Raw genomic sequence first — 20,318 nt, forward strand, 5'->3', positions numbered from 1 at the left:
CTCCGGTGACGTTAGCGGAAAGGGATGGATGCCCCCTCTCCCACCGCAGTGAAAGAGGGGGAAAGGTTACTTCAGGGTAAAGCTTTGCGCCTGCACGTTGTCGGAGTCCAGGCCGACGAACACGTTGAATTTGCCCGGCTCCGCCTCCCATTTCAGGCTGGCGTTGTAGAACTTCAGATCCTCTTCGCTAATCGGCAGCTCAACCTGTTGCGACTGGCCGGCCTTCAGCGTCACTTTCTTGAAGTTGCGCAGCTCCTTCACCGGCCGGCTGACCGAGGCGGTGACGTCCTGCAGGTACAGCTGCACCACCGTGGCGCCGTCGTACTTGCCGGTATTCTTCAGCGTAACGCTGGCGGTTAGCTTGCCGTTGCGCGCCATCGTCGGGCTGGATAATTTCAGATCCGACAGACTGAAAGTGGTGTAGCTCAGGCCGTAACCGAACGGATACAGCGGGCCGTTCGGCGAATCGAAGTAGCGCGAGGTGTACTTGCCGGGGTTCTCCTTGCCGAACGGCCGGCCGGTGTTCAGGTGGTTATAGTACATCGGGATCTGGCCGACCGAGCGCGGGAAGGTCATCGGCAGCTTGCCCGACGGGTTGTAATCGCCGAACAGCACGTCCGCCACCGCGTTGCCGCCCTCGGTGCCGCTGTACCAGGTTTCCAGCATCGCGTCCGCCTGCTCGCTTTCCCAGCTCAGCGCCAGCGGCCGACCGTTCATCAGCACCAGCACCAGCGGCTTGCCGGTGGCTTTCAGCGCGGCGATCAAATCACGCTGGCTCTGCGGGATCGTGATGTCGGCGCGGCTGGAGGCCTCATGCGCCATGCCCTGCGATTCCCCCACCACCGCCACCACCACGTCGGCCTTGTTCGCCGCCTGCACCGCTTCGTCGATCATCTGCTGCGGCGAGCGGGTATCGAACGCCACCGCCGGCTCATACTCATTCAGGTAGTCGATGATGCCTTTATCCTGCGTGACGTTGGCGCCCTTGGCGTACAGAATGCGCGCCTTATCGCCCACCGCCCGCTCCAGCCCTTCGCGCAGGGTGACCGACTGCTTGACCACCCCGGCGGCCGACCAACTGCCCATCACGTCGCGCTGGCTGTCGGCCATCGGCCCGACCAACGCAATGGTCGCCTGCTTGCTCAACGGCAGCGTCTGTTTATCGTTCTTCAGCAGCACCATCGTCTTGCGTGCCACCACCCGCGCTTCGGCGCGGTGCAGACGGCTTTCGGCGTTGGTGTCCTGCGGATCGGAACCCGCCGGGCCCAGATGCACGTAAGGATTGGAGAACAGCCCCATGTCGTATTTGGTGTTCAGTACGTCGCGGCAGGCGCGGTCGATATCGCTTTCAGACACCAGTCCGTCCTTCACCAGACCCGGCAGGTATTTGTCGTAGAACTCGTCGCTCATGCTCATGTCGACGCCGGAGGTGATCGCCAGGCGCACCGCGTCGCGCGCATCGGCGGCCACGCCGTGTTTAATCAGCTCTTTAATTGCGCCATGGTCGCTGATGGTGATGCCTTTAAAGCCCCACTGCTCGCGCAGCAGATCTTTCAGCAGCCACGGGTTGGCGGTGGCCGGCACGCCGTTGATCGCGTTGAGCGACACCATCACCCCGCCGCTGCCGGCGTCCACCGCCGCTTTATAAGGCGGTAGATAGTCCTGATGCATGCGCAGCGGGCTCATGTCGACCGTGTTGTAATCGCGGCCGCCTTCGACGGCGCCGTACAATGCAAAGTGCTTGACGCTGGCCATCACCGAACCGGGTTTGGCCGGATCGCCGTTCTGGAAACCGTCAACCATCACCTTGGCGATTTTCGACACCAGCCAGGTGTCTTCGCCGAAGCCTTCGGAGACCCGGCCCCAGCGCGGATCGCGGGTGATATCGACCATCGGCGCGAAGGTCATGTTCAGGCCGTCGTCGCTGGCCTCCTGCGCCGCCACGCGGGCGCTGAGCGCGATGGCTTCCAGATCGAAGCTGGCCGCCAGCCCCAGGCTGATCGGGAACACGGTGCGCTGGCCGTGCACCACGTCATAGGCAAAGAACAACGGGATTTTCAGGCGGCTGAGCTGCATCGCCTGATCCTGCATCACCCGGATATCCGGCCGAGTGACGGTATTGAAGATGGCGCCGATCTGCCCTTTGCGGATCCCCTCGCGGATCGCTTCTTTCGGGTTATCCGGCCCGACGCTGATCAGCCGCAGCTGGCCGATCTTCTCTTCCAGCGTCATCTGCTTCATCAAATGGGACACGAAGGCATCGCGCTGCTGGGCGTGAATGCCCTGCGTTATCGGCGTTTCCTGCGCAAAAGCCGGGCTGAGGGCCAGACCGGACAACATACTCACCACACAAAGCCATTTCATCTTGTTTTATCTCAGGCGTGTTTCCGCCGCCAACGCCGCGGAGTTTAATCGGAGTGAAGAAACAGTTTGCCACACTCTGTTTCATCGCCAAGGGAATTCGCATCGCTAATGTTTACAAAGCATTACAGGTTATCGGCAGGTAATTCTGCAGCCGGGCGCGGCTGTCGGCGGCCTCCGCCGCCAGAAAATCGACCAGCGCGGTTAACGTCGGCGGCGCCACCGTGCGTTCAGGATAGACCAAATAATAGGCCGCGCCGCTGCTGACGCAGAGCGGGAACGGCGTGACGATGCGCTGCGCCTGAATATCCTCCTCCAGCAGGCACAGATCGCCGATGGCGATGCCGAATCCCTGCAGCGCGGCGCTCATCGCCAGATCGAGGGTATCGAAATGCTGGGCCTTACCGGACGGCAACGCATCGGCGCCCGCCGCCTTCAGCCAGCGCAGCCAGTCGCGCCGATCGCGCGTCGGGTGCAGCAGAGTTTTGTCCGTCAAGTCCGTCAACCGGGCCGCCGCCGGCAGGAACGTCGGCGTGCAGACCGGCGTGAGGATTTCATCGAACAGCAAGTGCGCGGTCAGCTTTTTACCCGGCGGCCGGCCGAATACCACCGCGGCGTCAAACTGCTCAGTACTGAAATCCAGGCCGTGCGACACCGAGGCGGTCAGCTCGATATGCATGTCCGGCCGTTCATTTTGCAGGCGAATGATGCGCGGCAGCACCCAGCGCATGGCGCAGGTCGGGCATTTGATGCGCAGCGCCCCCGGCGGAGCGGCGGCCCGCGTCAGGGCTTCATCCAACTGCCCCAGCGCCTGCTGTACCGGCGCCAGCAGCTGCGCGCCCTGCGGCGTCAGCGCCAGACCGCGCGCCTGGCGGCTGAACAGCGGATAGCCCAGACGCTGTTCCAGCCCGAGGATTTGCCGACTGACCGCCCCCTGCGTCAGGTGCAGCTGCCGGGCGGCATGGGTAAAGTTAAGGCGTTGCGCCACCACCACAAAGGTTTTCAACACGTCGAGCGACGGCAGGGATATCGGCATAGCGAGCCTCGATTAGCTATGATCACAGTGCATGGCAAGTATGACAAACTTTCCCTTGTCCGCCTACGCCGGCTGATGCTTAATCGCTCAACACTTCCCTGTTTGCCTGGAGCCCATCATGCAGAGCGCCTGCTTATCCCGCTCGAAGCTGCCGGACGTCGGCACCACTATCTTCACCGTCATTGGCCAACTCAGCGCCGAACATCAGGCCCTCAACCTGTCGCAGGGTGCGCCCAACTTCGCCGGTGACCCGCAGCTGATCGAGGCAACGGCGCAAGCCATGCGCGCAGGTCATAACCAATACGCGCCGATGAGCGGCGTGGCGGCGTTACGTGCTGCCCTGGCGGAAAAAGCTGAACGATTGTATGGCGCGCGCTATGACGCCGACGAAGAAATCACGGTGATCGCCAGCGCCAGCGAAGGGCTGTACTCGGCGATCAGCGCGCTGGTGCACCCCGGCGACGAGGTGATCTATTTCGAACCGGCGTTTGACAGCTATGCGCCGATGGTGCGCCTGCAGGGCGCCACGCCGGTGGCGATCAAACTGTCGCTGCAGGACTTTCGCGTCGACTGGGACGAAGTGGCCGCCGCCATCAACGGCAAAACGCGCATGATCATCGTCAACACGCCGCACAACCCGACCGGCGCGGTGTTCGACGAGCACGACATCGAACGCCTGACCGCCCTGACCCGCGACACCGACATCGTGCTCCTGTCCGATGAGGTCTACGAGCACGTGGTGTTCGACGGCGATATTCACCACAGCATGGCGCGCTACCCGCAGTTGGCGGAACGCAGCGTGATCGTGTCGTCGTTCGGCAAAACCTACCACGTCACCGGCTGGCGCGTCGGTTACTGCCTGGCGCCGGCGGCGCTGATGGACGAGATCCGCAAGGTGCACCAATTCATGGTGTTCTCCGCCGATACGCCGATGCAGCACGCCTTCGCCGCCGCGCTCGCCAACCCGCAGAGTTACCTGGGGCTGGCGGCGTTTTACCAACAAAAGCGCGATCTGCTGGCCAGCGCCCTGCAGGATTCGCGCTTTGAGCTGCTGCCCAGCCGCGGCAGCTTCTTCATGCTGGCCCGCTTTAGCGGCTTCAGTCACGAAAGCGACAATGATTTCGCCGTGCGCTTGATCCGCGAAGCGAAGGTGGCGACGATCCCGCTGTCGGCGTTCTACAGCGACGGCACCGATACCGGCCTTATTCGGCTGAGTTTTTCCAAAGATAACGAGACCCTGCTGGAAGGCGCGCGCCGCCTGAGCCAGGTGTAATTTTTTGTCCGACCATGGGAAAGGGGCACTGCCTATGAAAGCTTTGAAAACGCTGTTCGCCGCCGGATGCCTGCTGGCCGCCGGCTCTTCTCTGGCGGCGGAAAACAGCCTGCGCTTCGGTCTGGAAGCGCTGTATCCGCCGTTCGAATCCAAATCCGCCAGCGGCAAACTGGAAGGGTTCGACATTGAACTGGGCGATGCGGTGTGCGCCGCCGCGCAGTTGCAATGCAGCTGGGTGGAAACCTCGTTCGACAGCCTGATCCCGGCGCTGCAGGCGCGCAAGTTCGACGCCATCAACTCGGCGATGAACATGACCGAACAGCGGCGCCAGGCGATCGCCTTTACCGACGCCATCTATCAGGTGCCGAACCGCCTGATCGCCAAGGCCGACAGCGGCCTGCTGCCGGACGCCAAAGCGCTGGCGGGCAAACACGTGGGCGTGCTGCAAGGCTCAATTCAGGAGATCTACGCCAAAACCCATTGGGCGCCGGCGGGCGTGGATGTGGTGTCTTACCAGGATCAGAATCAGGTTTATCTCGATCTGGCGGCCGGTCGGCTCGACGCCACACTGGTGATGGCGCCGTCGGGGCAAAGCGGCTTCCTGTCGCAGCCGGACGGCAAGGGCTTCGCCTTCGTCGGCGAGGCGGTGCGCGACGACAAAATCCTCGGTGAAGGCATTGCCTTCGGCCTGCGCAAAGGGGATGAGGCGCTGAAGAAGAAACTGGATGCCGCCATCGCCAAAGTGAAACAGCAAGGCACGGTGGCGGCGCTGTCGAAGAAGTATTTCGGCGACATCGACGTGACGGTGAAGTGATGGACGGGGGCGGCACCGCCGCCCCCTGCCGCGTTTAGCGATCGAACACCGAGCTGTTCAGCGCGCGATCCTGCTGGTGGCGCTCCAGCGCCAATTCGATCAGGCGCGTGATCAGCGCCTGGTAGCTGACGCCGCTGGCAGCCCACAGCTTGGGATACATGCTGATGTTGGTGAAGCCCGGCAGCGTGTTGATTTCGTTGATTACCACCTGGTTGTCCGGCGTCAGGAACACATCCACCCGCGCCAACCCGAAGCACTCCAGCGCGCGGAACGCCTTCAGCGCCACCTCACGGATGTGGTCGCTCACTTCCGACGCGATCGCCGCCGGCACCACCACCTGAGCGCCCTGCTCATTGATGTATTTGGTGTCGTAGGAGTAGAAAGCGTCGCTCAGCACGATCTCGCCGCACACGCTGGCCTGCGGATCGTCGTTGCCCAGCACCGCGCACTCGATCTCGCGGCCGACGATCGCCGACTCCACCAGCACTTTGTGATCGAAACTGAAGGCCAGCGCCACCGCCGCGTCAAACTCGGCGCGGTTTTCCACCTTGCTGACCCCGACCGACGAGCCCTGGTTGGCCGGCTTGACGAACAGCGGCAGGCCGAGGCGCTCGCTCAGTTGCTCAAACGTGAACCCGGCACGGTTGGCGCGCGTCAGGGTGACGAACGGCGCCACCGCCAGCCCGGCGTCGCGCAGCAGGCGTTTGGTCACGTCTTTATCCATGCTGACCGCCGAGCCGAGCACCCCGGCGCCGACGAACGGCATATTGGCCATGCGCAGCAACCCCTGCAGCGAGCCGTCCTCTCCCAGCGTGCCGTGCACGATCGGGAAGATGACGTCGAGCTGCCCCAGCGCGCCGGCGCTGCCCGCTTCGATCAGCTGCTGCTTTTCCTGGCCCGGGATCAGCGCCACGTTCTTGTTCGAGCGGTTCAGCGCGATCAGCGCCGGGTTCTCGGCATTGAGCAGATAGTTGGAGGCGTCGTTGATGTGCCACTGCCCCTGTTTGTCGATCCCCAGCAGCGTGACGTCAAACTTCTCTTTGTCGATTGCATCCACAATGTTTTTGGCCGACTGCAGCGACACCTCATGCTCCGCCGATTTACCGCCAAAAATCACCCCAACACGTAGTTTAGTCACGCCTTAAATCCTTCTGAAAAATCATGGCAAAAAAGTCGTTTATCACAATAAACGCATTGCCTGGCGGCGGCAATCGTTGTTGCCAGAATCTTCTTACGCCACAGAATGCCACATCGCGACCATCCAAAACGTATACACTTCGTATATTGTTCATTTATGGAGACGCCGATGGGCATCGTAAAAATTTCGGACGCGCTGCATGACGATCTGCGCCTCGCCAGCCTGACCATGACGCGTTCGATCAACGCGCAGGCCGAGTACTGGATCAAGATCGGCATGCTGGCGGAGTTCCATCCGGAACTGACTTACCCGCAACTGGTAAAAAAATGATGAAAGATAACGCGCTGACGCTGAAGGAGATTGTCGGGTGAAACAGATTGTGATTAAAACGCCGGAAGAGATTGCCAAAATGCGCCATTCCGGCGCTCTGTTGGCTAAAGTGTTTGCTATGCTCGATGAGGTCATCGTCGAAGGCATCTCCACCATGGAGATCAACGACCGCGCCGAGGCGTTTATCGTCGAAGAGCTGAAGTCGCGCCCGGCCAGCAAGGGGCAGTATGATTTCCCCTATGTGCTCAACACCTCCGTGGACGACGTGGTGTGCCACGGCGTGCCGTCGGCCAGCAAAATCCTGCGTTCCGGCATGATCGTCAACGTGGATATCACGCTGGAAAACGGCGGCTACATCGCCGACTCCAGCAAAATGTACTGCATCGGCCAAGTGACGCCGCTGGCCAAACGGCTGGTGAACAACGTCTATGAATCGATGTGGCAAGGCATTCGCGCGGTCAAACCGGGCGCCACTCTGGGGGATATCGGCCACGCCATCCAGCGACACGCCGAACAGGCCGGCTACAGCATCGTGCGGGAATATTGCGGCCACGGCATCGGCCGCGACATGCACGAAGAGCCGGCGGTGCTGCACTACGGTCAACCCGGCAGCGGCATGGCGCTGCAGGAAGGCATGGTGTTCACCATCGAGCCGATGATCAACCAGGGCGACCGCCGCATCAAGCAGAAGAAAGACGGCTGGACGGTGGTGACGCGCGACAAAAAACTGTCGGCGCAGTGGGAGCACACCGTGGCGGTCACCGCCGACGGCGTGGAGATCCTGACGCTGCGCGACGAAGAGCGCCGGGCCGGCTACGCCGAGCGCTACTAAACCCACAAGCCATTAGCTTAATAAGCTGATAGCTTAATAAGCCGATAGCTTAATAAGTTATTTAATTGATAGCCTCTTAGCTTATTGCGCGGCACCGGCGCCGCGGTTAAGGCGACGGGGATGACAGGGAGACAGGCAGCATGCAGTCAGGCAATCAGACGTTTATCAATCAGCTCAAGGACATCGTCGGCGGCCCGCAGCTGTTGACCGGCGATCGCAACACCGAGCGTTATCGCAAGGGCTTCCGCTCCGGCGAAGGCCAGGCGCTGGCGGTGGTGTTTCCCACCAGCCTGCTGCAGCTGTGGCGCATTCTGCAGGCCTGCGTGGCCGCCGATAAAATCGTCATCATGCAGGCCGCCAACACCGGCCTGACCGAAGGCTCAACCCCCAGCGGCAACGACTATGATCGCGATATCGTCATCGTCAGCACCCTGCGCCTCGACCATATTCAGGTGCTGGACAACGGCAAGCAGGTGGTCGGTTTTCCCGGCAGCACCCTGCACCACCTCGAGAAATTGCTCAAACCCTACGGCCGCGAACCGCATTCGGTGATCGGCTCTTCCTGCATCGGCGCCTCGGTGATCGGCGGCGTGTGCAACAACTCCGGCGGCTCGCTGGTGAAACGCGGCCCGGCCTATACCGAAATGGCACTGTACGCCCAGCTAGGGGAAGACGGCCAGCTGCGCCTGGTGAACCATCTGGGCATCCGGCTTGGCGACACGCCGGAAGAGATCCTCACCCGGCTGGAAAAAGGCGACTATCGCCCGAGCGACGTCGAATACGGCGAGCTGCGCGCCTCGGATAACGAATACGCCAGCCGGGTGCGCGACGTCGATGCCGACACCCCTTCCCGCTTCAACGCCGACAAACGCCGCCTGTACGAAGCTTCCGGCTGCGCCGGCAAGCTGGCAGTGTTCGCGGTGCGGCTTGACACCTTCGAGAAAGAGGGCAAAGAGCAGGTGTTCTATATCGGCACCAACGACACCGCGGTGCTGACCGAACTGCGCCGCCACATGCTGAGCAAATTCGAAAACCTGCCGGTGGCCGGTGAATACATGCACCGCGATATCTTCGACATCGCCGAGGTGTACGGCAAAGACACCTTCATGATGATCGACAAGCTCGGCACCGATCAGATGCCGCGCTTCTTCACCCTGAAAGGCCGCATGGACGCCAGCCTCAACAAGCTGCCGCTGCTGCCGCACAACCTGACCGATCGGCTGATGCAGGGCCTGAGCCATCTGGCGCCGAGCCACCTGCCGAAGCGCATGAAGGAATACCGCGAACGTTTCGAACACCACCTGCTGCTGAAGATGGCCGGCCCCGGCGTAGACGAAGCGCAGCGCTACCTGACCGACTATTTCGCCCAGGCCGAAGGCGCCTTCTTCGCCTGCACGCCTGACGAAGGCAAAAAGGCCTTCCTGCACCGCTTCGCCGCCGCCGGCGCCGCGGTGCGCTACCACGCGGTGCACGCCGACAAGGTGGAGGATATTCTGGCGCTGGACATCGCCCTGCGCCGCAACGACACCGACTGGTTCGAAACGCTGCCGCCGGAGATCGACAGTCAGTTGGTGCATAAGCTGTATTACGGCCACTTTATGTGCCACGTATTCCACCAGGACTACGTGGTGAAAAAAGGCGTGGACAGCCATGCACTGAAAGAAAAGATGCTCGAGATCCTCAACCGGCGCGGCGCCGAGTACCCGGCGGAGCATAACGTCGGCCACCTGTACCACGCCAAACCGGATCTGCAGGCGTTCTACCGCACCGCCGATCCGACCAACAGCTTCAACCCCGGCATCGGCAAAACCAGCAAACGCAAAGGTTGGGCCGAAGACCCCCGCTAAGAGCGCCCGATTGGCCTGCCGAGGCGGGCCACCTCACCTTCCTGTTGACCTTCAATGGCCCATTCAGCGTTCCGCACGCAGCAGCAAGGAGACGATGAACGCGCCCCCCAGCCCCGCCGTAATGATGCCGATGGGCAGCTCCTGATTGGGGATCAGGCTGCGGCTGAGCATGTCGCCGCCGGTCAGCAGCATCGCCCCCAGCAGGCCGCACATCGGCACGGACAAGCGGTGGCGCACGCCCACCAGGCGCCGTGCCAGATAAGGCACCATCAGCCCGACAAAACCGATCACGCCCGTCAGCGAAACGAGAAACGCCGTAGACAATGCGCAGCACAGAAAGGTCTCGGTGCGCAAGCGCGCAACGTTGACCCCCATCGAATGGGCGGTGTGCTCGCCCGCCAGCAGCGCGTCCAGCGCCCGCCAACGCAGCGCCGTAAACCCGGCCAGCAGCACGAAACTCGCCAACGGAATGAACAGATTATCCCAACGCGCCAGCCCCAGCCCGCCCAGCGACCAGAACAACACCGAGCTGGCCGCCCGCTGATCGCCGGAAAACACCAGGTAGCTGGTGAGCGCGCTGAACAAAAACGAGACCGCCAGGCCGCAGACGATCAGCTGCTCGGCGCGCCTGACCCGGCTGACGCGAAACAGGATCATCACCGCCATCGCGGACAAAATGCCGCCGGCGAAAGCGGACAGCGGCAACGTCAGCGCGCCCAGCGCATCGCCGAAGCGCGTGATGACCAGCACCGCGCCGGCGGAGGCGCCGGAGGAGAGCCCAAACAGAAAAGGATCGGCCAGCTCATTGCGGGTGGTAGTCTGCAGCAACGCGCCGGTCATCGCCAGCCCGGCGCCGGTCAACGCCGCCAACAGGGCTCTGGGCATTCGCAGTTGCACGACGATGGTATCCAGCATGCCGGAGAGGGGTGCCGAACCGAGCCCTAACGCCGCCAACGCCTGCCGCCATGACAGCGCAACACTGCCCAGCTGCAGGCTCCAGACCATTAATCCGCACAACGTCAACAGCGCCAACGGCGCGAGCAGCATAAATCGCCGGGTCGGCGAGTTCATTCAGCCTCCGGCGCGTACAGCGCCCGCGCCAGCTTTTCCACCGCGCCGATGTTGGCCGGCCCCGGCGTCAGCTCCGCATACTGCAGTTTCAGATAACGGTGGTGCCGTACCGCAGGCGTCAACTTCATCAACGGATGAGACTCGAGGAAACGCCGCAGCGCATCGGCCCCCGAACCGGTCTGGTAATCCAGCAGAATAATGAAGTCGGGCTCGGCCGCCGCCACCGCCTCCCAGGACGCCGTCGTCCAGCTCGCCGGTAAATCGTCCATCACGTTGCGGCCGCCCGCCGCTTCGATGATCGCCGTCGGCATGGCGTATTTGCCGCTGGTAAAAGGCTTCTCCTCCCCCGAGTCATAGACGAACACCTTGAGCGGCGTCTGACCCGCCGGCCTGACTGGCAGCGCGGCTAACCGGCGCCGCCAGCCTTCAACCAGCGCGGCGGCCTCTTGCGGCTTGCCGAAAATCTTGCCGAGCTTCAGCTCATCGTCATACAGCAGGTTCATATCGGCCTTCTGCGGCCGCCCGCCGGCCTGCACGCAGCTCTCGCTCAACACCAGCGTTTTTATACCGAACGGGGCGAGCTTCTCCGGCGTGACGTCGCCGCCGATCTTCATGCCGTAATTCCAGCCGGCGAAGAAGAAATCCGGCTGCGCAGCCAGCAACGTTTCCAAAGCGGGATATTTCGGCGCCAGTTCGGGAATGGCGCCCATCGCCGCCTTGAAGTCAGGCGTCAGTTTGTACCAGCCGGTGATGCCGGTCAGCCCGACAATGCGATCCTGCAGATGGAGCGCAAAAGCCATCTCGGCCATGTTGATGTCGTTGATGACGGCGCGTTGAGGCGCCTGGTTGAAGGCGATCGGCGAACCGCAGCTGTCTACGGTGACGGGAAATTTTTCGGCCGCCGCCGCCCCGCCGGCCAGCAGTAGGAGCAGGGGGAATACGCGTGTGTTCATATTTCTCTCTGGTTTATCAAGCGCAATGGGGAACGTCAAAAATACGCAGCGTTTTCCCGCTGACGGGGTGCGCCACCTTGAAACTATTCATGCCGAACACCGGCAAAATCACCGGGGTCTGCAACACCGCCTCGGGCGTACCACAGGCTACCTGGCGGCTTTCGTTGAGCACCAGGATCCGATCGGCAAACGCCTCCGCCACGGGCAAATCGTGCAGCACCGCAATCACGGCGATATCTTTATTTTTCACTAACGACAGCAACGCCGAACGCCCGGGCGGATCGAGGTGATTGGTCGGTTCATCCAGCAACAACAAGTCGGGAGACTGCGCCAACGCCCGGGCCAGTGCGGCGCGCTGGCGCTGGCCGCCCGAGAGCCGCCCTAACGGGTGGTGCCTGAGCGGCGCCAGCCCGGTTTCCCCGATGGCCTCATCAACGATGCGCTTTCCCGTCGCAGAGCGTTCGCCATGCGGTAAACGGCCCAACGCCACGTAATCCTCAACCGACAGCCGCAAATCCGGCAGATCGTTTTGCGCCAGAAAGGCGATGCTTCTGGCGCGCTCCGCCGCCGGCCACGCGGACAAGGCGCGCCCTCGCCAGTAAATGCCGCCGCTGTCCGGCCGCGTTTCGCCGATCAGGGTGCGCAACAGGCTGGACTTGCCGCTGCCGTTGGGGCCGATCACCGCCAGCTTCTCACCGGCGCGGAGCGCGAAATGGATGTTGTCGAGTATCAATGCCCCGCCGTGTCCGGTCAGGCTAACTCCATCAACATGGAGGATGTCGTGAGCTGAATTCATCATGCATAAATTGTTATATTATAACATATCAGTGTTTTTACCACGATTGCTCGCCTTCTGCAAAAGCGAATCGCAAACTCTTATGCCGCACGCGCTGCGTGAAGCAAGGCAGAGGGCAAGCCGCGCCCTGCGTCAAAACGGCGTGGTTAAAGCAACATAGCACACCTTTTTATTAATGATAATGATTTTCATTATCATTAATGTCTCTGTGATTTCCGATTGCACGCCCCGCTGAACTTGGTTATGTTTGAAGCGACTGGTTTCATTCACGGTTTTCAGGAACTCACATGACCTATCTGGCGCACAGTACAGATCCGACAAACGCGACCGTCCCGGCCGTCGTTTTGCTGTGTGCTTCCTCCGCCCCACCCGCCGTTTCTTCTGTCGTTTCTGCGGTTGCCGCTTACCCGCCACGCCTTGTGGTTGTGCGTTAAGCCAAACCGACTTTTTACCTCCGGCTTAGTGATCTGTTGCGTTCAGGCGTAGACCGCCGCACGCGCCGGAGCCTGTAATTTTCACGACAGGTGAAATTGATATGCGATTACCTTCTCTCTGGGCCAATGCCGGCCTGGCTACGCTGTTCGTCCTGCTCTGGAGCAGCGGCGCGATCATCTCCCGTTGGGGATTGGAGCACGCCTCCGCCTTCGCTTTTCTGTTCTTCCGCTGCGCCATCGCGCTGGCGGTGCTGTTGGCCATCGGCCTGTGGCGGCGCCAGTGCCTGCCCGCCCCCGGCACCCGCCGGCGCGTCGCGCTGATCGGCGTGTTGATGATCGGCAGCTATCAGATCTGCTATCTGCTGGCGTTGGAACAGGGCATTACGCCCGGCGTGCTGGCCACATTGCTCGGCGTACAGCCGATCCTGACCCAGTTCATTACCGAACGGCGCTGCGCCGGGCTGCGCGCGCTCGGGTTGGCGCTGGCGTTGGCGGGGCTGACGCTGGTGGTGTACCAAAGCCTGATGGTGGCCCATTTCTCGCTGAGCGGCATGCTGTTCGCCTTTATCGCATTGGGGAGCATGACCGCCGGCACCCTGCTGCAAAAGGGCATGACGCAGCCGCCGCTGGCGGTGTTGCCGCTGCAGTATGCCATCGGGCTATTGATGTGTACGCTGGCGCTGCCGTTTGAGCCGCTGCGGGTCGACTGGCGGCCTGAGTTCGTGCTGCCGCTGCTGTGGATGGCGGTGGTGATCTCGGTGCTGGCGACGTTCTTGCTGTATCGCCTGATCCAGCGCGGCAACCTGGTGCAGGTCACCAGCCTGTTCTATCTGATCCCGGCGGTGACCGCCCTGCTGGATTATCTGCTGCTCGGCCACGCGCTGGCCGCGCTGAGCCTGTTGGGGATGGCGGGCATCGTGCTCGGCGTGATGCTGGTTTTCCGCCGCGCATAAAAGCAAAAGCCCCCGCGCCGTTCCACCGGCGCGGGGGCGACAACAACAGCCGTTAACTCAGAATAACCAGGAACCGTACCCCCACAGCAGCACCGTCACCCCAAGCAGCAGCTCGAGCAACAGGATGCCGATAGCGAAGGTCGAGCTGGAGAAGATGAACCCTTCCTTACTGTCGATATTCAGGAAGTGCGGGATCCCCAGATTCAGCAGATAGCCCGAATAGCACAGGCCGATAATGCCGACAAACAGACACAGCCAGACGACCGGATAGAGCGCCACAATCCCGCTGAGGAACATCGGGGTCGCCACATAGCCGGCGAACACCATGCAACGGTGCAGGCTGGGGCGCGATTCATAACGCCGCGCCATCCAGTGAATGACTTTCCCCATGGCCGCTACGCCCGCCAGCATCAGCAGGTAGAACGCCACGGCGGTATAAAGCGCGGTAAACATGTCGAGCCTGATGGCATGTCCCTCGCCGGAGAGCCAGCCCAACTGGGTGGTGCCGATAAAGGCGCAGACCACCGGGATGGCTGCCAAGAGCAACACGTGATGGGTGTATAGGTGCGAGACGCTTTCATTCTCGCTTTTGATCTGTTCGAACTCGGCGCTGGGATGCGCCAGAAGTCCCCAAACATGACTGACCATGAGACACCTCCAATCTCGCCGTAGGCCGCGATCGGCGAACGAATTTCACACCTCTGACGGACTGCTACCCGTGCGAGGATTGCGGCCACGGGGCTCTCTCCCCTGTACTCATTATAGTCTTTCGGCGAAAAAACGTGCGGAAAGCGCAACGCCGCGGCGCTTTGTCTTATACTCCCCCCATTAAACCCAGGCTGTGAGGAAGGTTATGTCATCCGCTATCATCACCCGCCAGGCGGGGATCGTCGACGTCGAAGCCGGGCGCAACGTTACCGTGATCGAACCCTGCAATCTTTACGGCTGCCGGCTCGGCGACGATGTCTTCGTCGGCCCGTTCGTCGAGATCCAGCGCCACGTCAGCATCGGCGCGCGCAGTAAAATTCAGTCGCACAGCTTTATCTGCGAATACGTCACCCTCGGCGAAGCGTGCTTTGTCGGCCACGGCGTCACCTTCGCCAACGATCTGTTCAAAGACGGCGCGCCCAATGCCGATCCGGCCAGCTGGGGGCGCACCTGCATCGGCGATCGGGTGTCCATCGGTTCCGGCGCCACGATCCTGGCGGTGGAGATCTGCAGCGACGCGGTGATCGGCGCCGGGGCGGTCGTGACCCGCGACATCACCCGCAAGGGGATTTATGCCGGCAACCCGGCGCGCCTGCTGCGGGAGCTGCCGTAATGATCCCGGCCATCCGCATCGCGGCCATTGAGGCGCTGCCCGATGATTACCTGACGCGCGGCGATTTCGGCTTTACCATCGCCTGTTACGCCCTGCCGCAGTTCGACAGCCCGGTCGACAGCTGGCCAACCCGCCCGGTGGCGCCGTTTCGCAAGCAGTATCCGCTGGCGCCGTTCGCCAACGAAGACAGCGTGACCTTCCTGGCGTATCGCCAGGACGACGCCGTTGGCCATATTACGCTGAGCAAAAACTGGAACGGCTACACCCTGATCGACGAGATCGCGGTCAGCGCTGACGCGCGCCGCCAGGGCATCGCCGGGGCGCTGCTGGACTGCGCCAAACAGTGGGCGCGGCAGCAGGAAACCTCGGGTATGATGCTCGAAACGCAGAACAACAATCTGGCGGCCTGCCGCTGCTACCAGCATTACGGGTTTATTCTCGGCGGCATCGATCGTTTGCTGTACCGCGCCGAGCCGGAGATCGCCGATCACGAAATCGCGCTGTTCTGGTATTTGCCGTTCAATAGCGAAATCGGTTACTGATTTATCGATTGCCATTGAGGCTATGTTTACTTTTTAACCCCTACCATCGGATGAGAACTGTTATCACTTACTCTGATAAGCCAGCGACACCCATGGAGGGCCGTATGAACCAGAACAAGGTTGTTTTACTGATGTTAGCTATCGCCATGAGCGGATGCGCCGAGCGCCCCACCCCGGCAACGCCGCCGACCGACGTCACCGTTGCGCCGCCGAGCGTGCAGCCGGAGATGGACGCCAGCACCCGCAGCAAGCTGCGTGAGATCCTCACGCTGCGCGCCGGTTGGCCCGCCGCGCAGTCACATGGCCGCACCGTCGATTTGATTTCGCGCGAGTTTCTCGGCACCCCCTACCTCGCCAATCGCCTGATCGGCTCGCAGAGCACGCCCGAGCAGCTGGTGATAGACTTCCGCGGGCTGGATTGCTTCACCTACATCGATTATGTCGAAGCGCTCAGCACCGCCCGCAGCGAGGGCGAGTTCGTTCAGCGTCTGGTGGACATCCGCTATGTCGACGGCAACATCGCCTTCCCGCAGCGCAAACACTTCTTCACCGACTGGGCGCAGCGGCCGAAAAAAGTGGCTGAAGACATCACCGCCCAGCTCAGCCCGCACGCCGTCAACCTCGTGAAAAACCTCAATCAGAAAGCCGACGGCGGCAGCTACCTGCCCGGCTTGCCCGTCGTGCAGCGCAGCGTGACCTACATTCCCAGCGACCGCGTCGACGACAAGGTGCTGGCCCAACTGCGCACCGGCGATTACATCGGCATTTACACCAACCTCGCCGGGCTGGACGTGACCCACACCGGCATCTTCGTGATGACCGACAACGGCCCGGTGCTGCGCAACGCCTCTTCGCGCAAAGCCAACATGCGGGTGGTCGATTCGCCCTTTATGGATTACGTGATGGCTACGCCGGGCATCGTGGTGCTGCGTTCACTCAGCCGATAATCCCCCATCGCATAACGGCTATAAGCTATAGCCGTTTATGCTGAACGAGCGTTTGACTTCATCGGCGGTTCAGGCTTAGCTGTAAGAACAAAAACCAACTGATTTTATTGTTCTTTTCAGGGAGACTTCGATGACCTTACGCTGGCGTATCACCCCTCTGGCGGCAGCCTTCGCCGCCGTATTGGCGCTGCAGGGCTGCGATCAAAAAACCGACCAAAACCATATCAAAGTCGGCGTCATCAACGGCGCGGAACAGGACGTGGCGGAAGTCGCCAGGCAGGTGGCGAAAGAGAAATATGGGCTGGACGTCGAGCTGGTCGGCTTCAGCGGCTCGCTGTTGCCGAACGACGCCACCGACAAGGGCGAATTGGACGCCAACGTGTTCCAACACCGCCCATTCCTCGAACAGCAAAACAAAGATCACGGCTACAAGCTGGTGGCGGTCGGCAATACCTTCGTCTTCCCGATGGCCGGCTACTCCAAAAAGATAAAATCGCTGAAAGAACTGCCGGACGGCGCGGTGATCGCCATCCCGCTCGATCCGACCAACCTGGGGCGCGCCCTGCTGCTGCTGGAAAAAACCGGGCTGATTAGCCTGAAGCCTGGTAAGGGGCTGCTGCCTACCGCCCTGGACATCAGCGCCAACCCGCATCGTTATCAGATCATGGAGCTGGAAGGCGCGCAGCTGCCGCACGTGCTGGACGATCCGAAAGTCACCGTCGCCGTCATCAGCACCACCTACATCAACCAGACCGGCCTGTCGCCGACCAAAGACGGCATCTTCATCGAGGATAAAGACTCGCCGTACACCAACATCATCGTCACGCGCGAAGACAACAAGGACGCGCCGAACGTGCAGAACTTCATCAAGGCCTATGAGTCGGATGAAGTGGCCAAAGCCGCCGAAAAAATCTTCAACGGCGGCGCGGTGAAAGGCTGGTAAATTCGGCCACCATCAAGGCGGATTCTGCGTACGAATCCGCAATATTTCACTTTCATTCCCCGTTTCCTTACGCCACACCTTTCTCTAAAAGCAAAACGCCCGCATGCTCATTCCTCCATAACACGGATTGTTCACAACAAAGGAGTGTCCTCGATGCCGATCAAATTTGCCCCCAAGGTCGGGGAAATTCTTGAGTGCAACTATGGCAACTATCCCCTATCAGTCTGCCAACCGCATGAAGCCGGCTTTTATGATGGCCACATTCCACCAGAAATGGTGAAGAACCGTTTAGTTGTTGTGTTAAATGGCAAAATTAACGGCAACGCCTGCATTATCGTACCGCTGTCGACCACCAGAGATTCGAACAAGATCGAACGGGGATTGCACATCGAAATTACGCGTGAACTCATCGAAGATATGAGATTTTTTCATCCGCAAACGCGCTGGGCAAAGGGCGATCTGGTGCAGCAAGTCAGCCGCCAACGGCTGAACAGAGCCCGTAAAGAGAGAGGCTTTCTTACCCAGTGTCTGTCGCGCGAGCTTGTTGCTGACATACAACGCGCCGTCATTAAGTCGATCAACGCCAAAAATATGCTGTTCTGACCAGTACGCTGTTGTTGACAAAACAGACAAATCAGGTGAAATTGTCGCCGTAGCCGATAAAGGCCCTTATGCTATACCCTCCCTTTCAGGGACCTGCGAAGCCCAGCCATCCAGCTGGGCTTTTGCCTATCAAGCGCCCACCGATTTCTTATCTTTCCGCTCTTGCCCCCTCAGCCTTTCTACCCCGGCTGATGCGCGGTTGACGACCCCATAGGATTTTCTTATCTCACCATAAGAAAACCCGATTTACCCCGGCGGCAAGCGGCGCGCATAATGGCGTTTATCCGCTGATTTTCAAGGTAAACAGACCCGCCATGACGCTCTCCGCTCCCGTACTCAGCCTCCTTGACGCCACACCGGACGATATGGCCGCCGTGCAGCATATTTACACCCACCACGTGCTGCACGGAGCGGCCTCGTTTGAAGAACAACCGCCGACGCGGGCGGAAATGCAGCTGCGTCTGAGCAAGGTGCGGGAGGCCGGCCTGCCCTGGCTGGTGGCGAAAAGCGCAGGCGTCATTGTGGGTTACTGTTATGCCACGCCGTATCGCCCCCGGCCGGCTTACCGCTTTACAGTGGAAGACTCGGTGTACATCGCCGAAGGGCAGCAGGGCAAAGGCGTCGGCAAGGCGCTGCTGAGCGCACTGATCGCCCGCTGCGAGCAAGGCCCCTGGCGCCAGATGCTGGCGATCGTCGGTGATTCCGCCGCCAACCGCGGCTCGCTGGCGCTGCACCAGTCGCTCGGCTTTACCAGCGTCGGGACGTTAAAGGCCGTGGGATTCAAGCTGGGGGAATGGCGCGACACCCACATCATGCAGCGCGCGCTGGGCGCGGGCGACAATCAGCATCCTTGAAGGCATGGCGACGCACGATAGGGAGTTAGCGTCTATAGTGAAGAGTGATTTCATTGAGTTAGCGCCAATCGCACGCCACCTTTAACCGGTAAGGGAGAATCAAATGAAAATTATTCTGTGGATAGTCGCCATCATCTTTATCGTGGGTTTGTTGACGATTACCGGCGTTCTCAAACTGATCTTTTAATGCGCTTAATACGTCCCGCCCCTTCCGGGGCGAGACTTTTCATCATGCCTTGAAACGCGCTCGTACCGCCCCCAGCGCCGATACCACCGCCAGCACCACGCCGCCGGCCACCAGCCCGAACGCCACGTTCAGCAAGGCCGGAACCACACCCTGCAAAAGATAGCCAAACGTCGGCACCACGGTGGTGTACGAGGCCCAATCTTCGAACAGGTGATGCACCGGCGGCAGACCGTGGGTCAGAATACCGCCGCCGACCATAAACATGGCGACAGTGCCGACGATCGACAGCGTTTTCATCAGATAAGGCGCGGCGCGCACGATGCCGCTGCCGATGGCGCGCGCCAACGCGCTGCCTTTGCGGCTCAGATACAGCCCCAGATCGTCCAGCCTGACGATGCCGGCGACAATGCCGTACACACCGAGCGTCATCACGACGGCGATGCCGCACAAGACGATCACCTGCTGGCTGAAGGTGGCGCCGGCGACCGTGCCCAAGGTGATGGCGATAATCTCGGCGGACAGCACAAAATCGGTGCGTATCGCCCCTTTCACCTTGCGCTTCTCATAGGCTGCGGCATCCTCATTGGCGCCGGGCCCGTCCGATTTTTCCTCCTGCGCCGCCTTGCCGTGGCTCAGGCTGTGAAACACCTTTTCGAACCCTTCGTAACACAGGTAGGCGCCGCCCACCATCAGCAGCGGCGTAATCGCCCAGGGCGCGAAGGCGCTGATCAAGAGCGCCAACGGCACCAGGATCGCCTTGTTGATCAGCGAGCCTTTGGCGACGCTCCACACCACCGGCAGCTCGCGGTCGGCTTTAACGCCGGTGACCTGCTGCGCGTTGAGCGCCAGATCGTCCCCCAGCACCCCGGCGGTTTTTTTCGCCGCCATCTTGCTCATTAAAGAGACATCGTCCAACAACGAGGCGATGTCGTCGATAAGGGTAAGTAAGCTACTTCCTGCCAAAATGATTCATCCTTTTCATATTCACGGGCCATTCTATGTTTAGCATAGCGGTAAAGCGTCATGAAAGGATATGGGAGGATCGCGGAAAATGCCGGGCGGGCGTTAAGCCCCCTCGCCCGC

19 protein-coding genes and 1 pseudogene are annotated in these 20,318 nt (G+C 61.1%); 12 read left to right on the forward strand and 8 right to left on the reverse strand.

Annotated features, from left to right (window positions below):
- Positions 1-66: 66 nt before the first annotated feature.
- A complete protein-coding gene (bglX, locus tag L085_RS21565; RefSeq protein ID WP_044031694.1) occupies positions 67-2,364 on the reverse strand; it encodes a beta-glucosidase BglX in 2,298 nt (765 codons plus the stop codon).
- A gap of 112 nt (positions 2,365-2,476) precedes the next feature.
- Complete coding sequence (locus L085_RS21570; protein ID WP_044031695.1) at positions 2,477-3,397, reverse strand: LysR substrate-binding domain-containing protein; 921 nt, start codon at positions 3,395-3,397, stop codon at positions 2,477-2,479.
- Positions 3,398-3,515: 118 nt separating this feature from the next.
- On the opposite strand from L085_RS21570, the gene L085_RS21575 reads away from it, so the two are divergent.
- Positions 3,516-4,670: a methionine aminotransferase gene (locus tag L085_RS21575; protein ID WP_044031696.1), complete on the forward strand. Its 1,155-nt coding sequence runs from the start codon at positions 3,516-3,518 to the stop codon at positions 4,668-4,670.
- Positions 4,671-4,704: 34 nt separating this feature from the next.
- The gene (locus L085_RS21580) at positions 4,705-5,484 is read left to right on the forward strand and encodes an ABC transporter substrate-binding protein (protein WP_044031697.1); all 780 of its coding nucleotides are present in this window, start codon (positions 4,705-4,707) and stop codon (positions 5,482-5,484) included.
- Between the two features lie 34 nt (positions 5,485-5,518).
- Here L085_RS21580 and ddlA read toward each other — a convergent pair whose 3' ends face one another.
- The gene (gene ddlA / locus L085_RS21585) at positions 5,519-6,622 is read right to left on the reverse strand and encodes a D-alanine--D-alanine ligase (protein WP_044031698.1); all 1,104 of its coding nucleotides are present in this window, start codon (positions 6,620-6,622) and stop codon (positions 5,519-5,521) included.
- Between the two features lie 168 nt (positions 6,623-6,790).
- Here ddlA and L085_RS21590 point away from each other — a divergent pair.
- The 3 genes and pseudogenes from L085_RS21590 (at position 6,791) to dld (ending at position 9,631) form a co-directional block, all read left to right on the forward strand.
- A pseudogene (locus tag L085_RS21590) lies at positions 6,791-6,993 on the forward strand (ParD-like family protein).
- Complete coding sequence (gene map, locus L085_RS21595) at positions 6,990-7,784, forward strand: type I methionyl aminopeptidase (RefSeq protein WP_033642282.1); 795 nt, start codon at positions 6,990-6,992, stop codon at positions 7,782-7,784. The pseudogene L085_RS21590 and the gene map overlap by 4 nt, the downstream one beginning before the upstream one ends.
- Before the next feature lie 140 nt (positions 7,785-7,924).
- Positions 7,925-9,631, forward strand: a complete 1,707-nt coding sequence (dld, locus tag L085_RS21600; protein WP_044031699.1) for a D-lactate dehydrogenase — start codon at positions 7,925-7,927, stop codon at positions 9,629-9,631.
- Positions 9,632-9,694: 63 nt separating this feature from the next.
- On the opposite strand, the gene L085_RS21605 is transcribed toward dld, so the two are convergent.
- Genes L085_RS21605 through L085_RS21615 form a run of 3 tightly spaced genes read right to left on the reverse strand, consistent with a single transcriptional unit; the run spans position 9,695 to position 12,388 of the window.
- A complete protein-coding gene (locus L085_RS21605; RefSeq protein WP_044031700.1) occupies positions 9,695-10,702 on the reverse strand; it encodes an iron ABC transporter permease in 1,008 nt (335 codons plus the stop codon).
- Positions 10,699-11,655, reverse strand: coding sequence for an ABC transporter substrate-binding protein (locus L085_RS21610; RefSeq protein WP_044031701.1), 957 nt, complete (start codon positions 11,653-11,655; stop codon positions 10,699-10,701). Before L085_RS21610 ends, L085_RS21605 begins: the two co-directional genes overlap by 4 nt.
- A gap of 16 nt (positions 11,656-11,671) precedes the next feature.
- Positions 11,672-12,388 (reverse strand): ABC transporter ATP-binding protein, encoded by a 717-nt coding sequence (locus tag L085_RS21615; protein ID WP_044031702.1) that lies wholly within the window; start codon positions 12,386-12,388, stop codon positions 11,672-11,674.
- A gap of 598 nt (positions 12,389-12,986) precedes the next feature.
- On the opposite strand from L085_RS21615, the gene L085_RS21620 reads away from it, so the two are divergent.
- Complete coding sequence (locus L085_RS21620; protein ID WP_044031703.1) at positions 12,987-13,838, forward strand: DMT family transporter; 852 nt, start codon at positions 12,987-12,989, stop codon at positions 13,836-13,838.
- Positions 13,839-13,895: 57 nt separating this feature from the next.
- Here the strand turns inward: L085_RS21620 and L085_RS21625 are convergent, their stop codons facing one another.
- Positions 13,896-14,486 (reverse strand): Yip1 family protein, encoded by a 591-nt coding sequence (locus L085_RS21625; RefSeq protein ID WP_004939641.1) that lies wholly within the window; start codon positions 14,484-14,486, stop codon positions 13,896-13,898.
- 205 nt (positions 14,487-14,691) lie between these two features.
- Here L085_RS21625 and L085_RS21630 point away from each other — a divergent pair, with 205 nt between their 5' ends.
- From L085_RS21630 to L085_RS21655, 6 genes are all read left to right on the forward strand, one after another.
- Positions 14,692-15,159, forward strand: a complete 468-nt coding sequence (locus L085_RS21630; protein ID WP_044031704.1) for an acyltransferase — start codon at positions 14,692-14,694, stop codon at positions 15,157-15,159.
- Positions 15,159-15,701: a GNAT family N-acetyltransferase gene (locus L085_RS21635; RefSeq protein WP_015377053.1), complete on the forward strand. Its 543-nt coding sequence runs from the start codon at positions 15,159-15,161 to the stop codon at positions 15,699-15,701. Before L085_RS21630 ends, L085_RS21635 begins: the two co-directional genes overlap by 1 nt.
- Positions 15,702-15,805: 104 nt before the next feature.
- Positions 15,806-16,648: a DUF1460 domain-containing protein gene (locus L085_RS21640; RefSeq protein ID WP_044031705.1), complete on the forward strand. Its 843-nt coding sequence runs from the start codon at positions 15,806-15,808 to the stop codon at positions 16,646-16,648.
- A 130-nt stretch (positions 16,649-16,778) separates the two neighbouring features.
- On the forward strand, positions 16,779-17,591 hold the full coding sequence (locus L085_RS21645) for a MetQ/NlpA family lipoprotein (protein ID WP_015377051.1): 813 nt from the start codon (positions 16,779-16,781) through the stop codon (positions 17,589-17,591).
- 153 nt (positions 17,592-17,744) lie between these two features.
- Positions 17,745-18,194: a type II toxin-antitoxin system PemK/MazF family toxin gene (locus tag L085_RS21650; protein ID WP_004939660.1), complete on the forward strand. Its 450-nt coding sequence runs from the start codon at positions 17,745-17,747 to the stop codon at positions 18,192-18,194.
- A gap of 314 nt (positions 18,195-18,508) precedes the next feature.
- Positions 18,509-19,048: a GNAT family N-acetyltransferase gene (locus L085_RS21655; RefSeq protein WP_044031706.1), complete on the forward strand. Its 540-nt coding sequence runs from the start codon at positions 18,509-18,511 to the stop codon at positions 19,046-19,048.
- 229 nt (positions 19,049-19,277) lie between these two features.
- Here the strand turns inward: L085_RS21655 and L085_RS21660 are convergent, their stop codons facing one another.
- Positions 19,278-20,198, reverse strand: a complete 921-nt coding sequence (locus L085_RS21660; protein WP_044031707.1) for a DUF808 domain-containing protein — start codon at positions 20,196-20,198, stop codon at positions 19,278-19,280.
- Positions 20,199-20,318 lie beyond the last annotated feature (120 nt).

Source organism: Serratia sp. FS14 (genome assembly GCF_000695995.1).
GTDB lineage: Bacteria > Pseudomonadota > Gammaproteobacteria > Enterobacterales > Enterobacteriaceae > Serratia > Serratia nematodiphila.